General features: G+C 55.9%; 4 protein-coding genes. 1 reads left to right on the top strand and 3 read right to left on the bottom strand.

Annotated features, from left to right (window positions below; translation table 11 throughout):
• Positions 1-58 precede the first annotated feature (58 nt).
• From BIZ39_RS20880 to BIZ39_RS20870, 3 genes are read right to left on the bottom strand one after another with little or no spacing between them, the layout of a single operon-like run.
• On the bottom strand, positions 59-1,348 hold the full coding sequence (locus tag BIZ39_RS20880) for an ISL3-like element ISPpu12 family transposase (protein WP_004574636.1): 1,290 nt from the start codon (positions 1,346-1,348) through the stop codon (positions 59-61).
• Positions 1,349-1,369: 21 nt separating this feature from the next.
• Complete coding sequence (gene lspA, locus BIZ39_RS20875; protein ID WP_003821921.1) at positions 1,370-1,882, bottom strand: signal peptidase II; 513 nt, start codon at positions 1,880-1,882, stop codon at positions 1,370-1,372.
• A gap of 3 nt (positions 1,883-1,885) precedes the next feature.
• Positions 1,886-2,782 carry a cation transporter gene (locus tag BIZ39_RS20870; RefSeq protein WP_020744994.1) on the bottom strand — a complete coding sequence of 299 codons (897 nt, stop codon included), beginning with the start codon at positions 2,780-2,782 and terminating at the stop codon, positions 1,886-1,888.
• A 95-nt stretch (positions 2,783-2,877) separates the two neighbouring features.
• Between BIZ39_RS20870 and cadR the strand changes: the two genes are divergently transcribed.
• Complete coding sequence (gene cadR / locus BIZ39_RS20865; protein ID WP_004364961.1) at positions 2,878-3,285, top strand: Cd(II)/Pb(II)-responsive transcriptional regulator; 408 nt, start codon at positions 2,878-2,880, stop codon at positions 3,283-3,285.
• Positions 3,286-3,372: the final 87 nt, after the last annotated feature.

Here is a 3,372-nt window from a genome sequence, read left to right as displayed (position 1 = left end):
GGGTATACGGATTTAATGGTTGATGGGGCACCTTCACCCCATCAATCTGATACCACCCTCAGATGGTTGATAGATCGACTCCGTAGTTGAGTTCCTCTGCGAAGTCCGGCAGTCCGTAACCGATGGTTTTCTTGTAGAAAGGAGAGACCTTCGCAGTCGGTGCCTTCTTCTTGTGCTTCGTGGTGTAGAGCATTCGTGCCCGCATCACCTCGAAGGAGTAACCGCGCCCTTCACGGTTCTTGTCCTTGGCCAGTCGGTTGATGGACTCCGTGTAAGCGTTGGTGACGGGCATGTCCGTCTCGAAGTAGGTCATGGTCTCTTCGCGCCAGTTTCCCACTGCCCTGACCAGATCGCTCCAGACTTCCTTTTGGCCCTTCGGGATGGTGGCTATCCACTCGTCCAGGGCGGCTTCTGCCTGGAGCCGTGTGGTGGCGTCCCAGATGCCGTAGAAGCGCTCCTTGTGCTCGTAGGCGGCCAGCAGTTGCGGGAACGCGCCTGTCCAGGTCTCCATGATGAGGCGCTCCCGGTCTGAGACTTCGTGAGCGCGTTTCAGCAGGATTTTCCGGTCTCCCTTGAGAGTCCGACTCTGGGACGGTTTCAGCTCCTTTCTGAGGCCCTTGCGCACTCTCTCTAGGGCATCGTTGGCCATGCGCACCACATGGAACTTATCGACCACGATGCGGGCCTGGGGCAGCACAGCCTTGACCGCTGCCCGGTAGGGGTTCCACATGTCCATGCTGACGATCTCGACCTTCTGCCGGTCTTTCAGCTTCATCAGGTAGTTGGTCACCACGTCCTGGCGGCGGGTGGCCAGCAGGTCGAGCAGGGTTCGCTCCTCAATGTTGGTCAGAATGCAGCGGTAGCGCTTGTTCAGGTATAGCTCGTCAATGCCCAGGATGCGGGGCGTCTCGAAGCGGTGCCAGCGCCCCAGGAACTCGGCGCGGGCGTTGAAGATGTCGCGCACCGTCTTCTCGTCCAGGCCGGTCTGTGCCGCCACAAAGGTGTAGGGGTGGTTGAAGGATTCCTTCTCCACGTACTCATGCAGCCGCAGTGTCATACGGAATCCGTCCACCATCTCCGGTAGCTGGGGCCTGAATGTTGTCTTGCAGGCCCGGCAGGTGTATCGGCGGCGGACCACCCAGAGAGTGACCCGCTTGCCGTGGATGGGCAGATCACGATAGGGAACGTCACGCTTGCCGAACCGTACGAACTCACCCTGCACGCCGCATTCCTCGCAGGCGATGGGATCGGGCACGTCCACCTGGAAGTGCATTTCGTCGTCGGTTGATTTGCAGCCCAGTACTTGGTATTGCGGCAGGTGAAGGATGTTGTCGGGAAGTTCGGTCATGGTGTTGTATAGGCGTAGGTGTCAGTCAGATCCATCCGACTCGGCATTGGTGTTTGCTTTTTTACCCAACAAGCTGCTGGAAACGAAAAGTAAGGCACCGAGGACAATTGCAATATCAGCCAGGTTGAAGGCCGGCCAATGCCAGTCTCGCCAATAGAAATCAAAGGAATCCACAACATAGCCGCGAAAGACCCGGTCAATCAGGTTACCCATGGCGCCACCGAGGATAAGACTGTAAGCGATGGCTTCTCCTTTATGACGATTTTCAAGGATCAGCTTGATCAGAAAAATCGAGACCACTACCGCGATTCCGATAAAAAAGTAGCGCTGCCAGCCTCCACCATTCGCAAAAAGACTGAATGCGGCACCGGTGTTCCATAGGTGCACCCAGTTAAAGAACGGGGTCACCGAAACATACTCGCCATAGGCCATTGATTGCTGCACCAGCCACTTTACAGCCTGATCAGACGCTGCCAGCAGGCCCGATATGGACAATAGGGCATACGGCGAGAGCTTTTTGCCAATAATGAGCATTATTTAACCCTTCAACGCCAAAATGCGTCTGGCACCGTTAAGTACAATGCCCCCCGCGATGGTGCCGATAATCAGATCCGGATAATTGGAACCGGTCCACGCGACCAGGGCGCCGGCGGTGATGACCCCCAGGTTGATCACCACGTCGTTGGCCGAGAATATCCAGCTTGCCTTCATGTGCGCCCCGCCTTCCCGATGTTTGGATATGAGCAGCAGACAACTGGTATTGGCAATCAATGCGACGAATGCGATAGCCATCATCACCAGCGATTCAGGCTCACTACCGAATACAAAGCGTCTCACCACCTCTACGAGCACGCCCACAGCCAAGATCAGTTGCAGTACACCAGCAAGATGCGCGGCACGTACCTGCATTTTCACGCTATGTCCAACCGCATAAAGGGCAAGCCCGTACACCGCCGCATCGGCAAAATTGTCCAGGGATTCTCCAATCAGGCCGGTGGACCGGGCGATCAGACCGGCAGTCATTTCCACCACGAACAGAAGTGCATTGATGCCGAGCAACCAGCGCAGGGTCCCGGATTCTTGCTTAGCAGAAGCTGCCGAAAACTCGGCGGCCTTGATGGTCTCCGGATTTGCAGCGACGGTTTCCTGAAGCGAGGCGCCTAGCCCCAAGGTCTTCAGTTTCGAGGTGACGGGCTCGACCTCGCCGTCATGCACGACCTTCAGCCGGCGGTTCGACAAGTCGAAGGACAGCGCCCGAATCTCCTCAAAGCCGTTCAGGGCTAGGCGAATCATTCGTTCTTCTGATGGACAGTCCATCTTCGGCACGGCATAAACACTGACCCATCTCCCTGGCGCCTCGGAGGAGGCCTGTATATCGGTATCCGCTGCGGACGTTGCATCAGCGCCACAGGCGCCACCACAGGATTTGCTCATAATACGACTCCACTTGAACAATGTTGTGGTACCATTTTAAACTATAAAGCTACTATAAGGTCAATAGAGTAAAGAATCCGTTGGGGAGGAGGCTGATGCGCATTGGTCAGTTGGCGCAGTTGGTAGGGGTCGAAACACAGACGATCCGCTTCTATGAACAGCAGGGCTTGTTGCCGCCGCCTGATCGGCAGGACAACGGTTACCGTGTCTATACCGAGAAGCATGGTGAGGGGCTGGCCTTCATCCGTCGCTGCAGAATCCTGGGCCTGTCACTGGCTGAGATTCACGAACTACAGAGCTATCAGGACGACCCTCATCAGCCTTGTACCGCCGTCAACGCCTTGCTCGATGATCACATCTCTCATGTGCGGTCGCAGATAACCGCTCTGCAAGCGCTTGAGAAACAACTCGTTTCACTGAGAGCGAGTTGCAACGATGACCGGGAAGTTGAGGCGTGTGGGGTTCTTGCTGGAATTAGCGAAGGAAACATGCACCAGCAGTAGGTGAAGCATCAACCAGATAATCCGATGAGATGCCGGTCTGTCTCACTCTCATGCAAAGGTAAGATCAACCATTTAATCCGCTTACCC

The sequence above is a fragment of the Alteromonas sp. BZK5 genome (assembly GCF_014349115.1).
Taxonomy (GTDB): Bacteria; Pseudomonadota; Gammaproteobacteria; order Enterobacterales; family Alteromonadaceae; genus Alteromonas; species Alteromonas macleodii.
Note: the sequence above shows the minus strand (reverse complement) of the source record. Positions and strands in the feature narration are given on the sequence as shown.

What these genes read in the sequence shown, in the direction of transcription:
- cadR (WP_004364961.1), top strand. Translation starts at nt 2,878, where the DNA reads ATGCGCATTGGTCAGTTGGCGCAGTTGGTAGGGGTCGAAACACAGACG.
- BIZ39_RS20880 (WP_004574636.1), bottom strand. Translation starts at nt 1,348, where the DNA reads ATGACCGAACTTCCCGACAACATCCTTCACCTGCCGCAATACCAAGTA.
- lspA (WP_003821921.1), bottom strand. Translation starts at nt 1,882, where the DNA reads ATGCTCATTATTGGCAAAAAGCTCTCGCCGTATGCCCTATTGTCCATA.
- BIZ39_RS20870 (WP_020744994.1), bottom strand. Translation starts at nt 2,782, where the DNA reads ATGAGCAAATCCTGTGGTGGCGCCTGTGGCGCTGATGCAACGTCCGCA.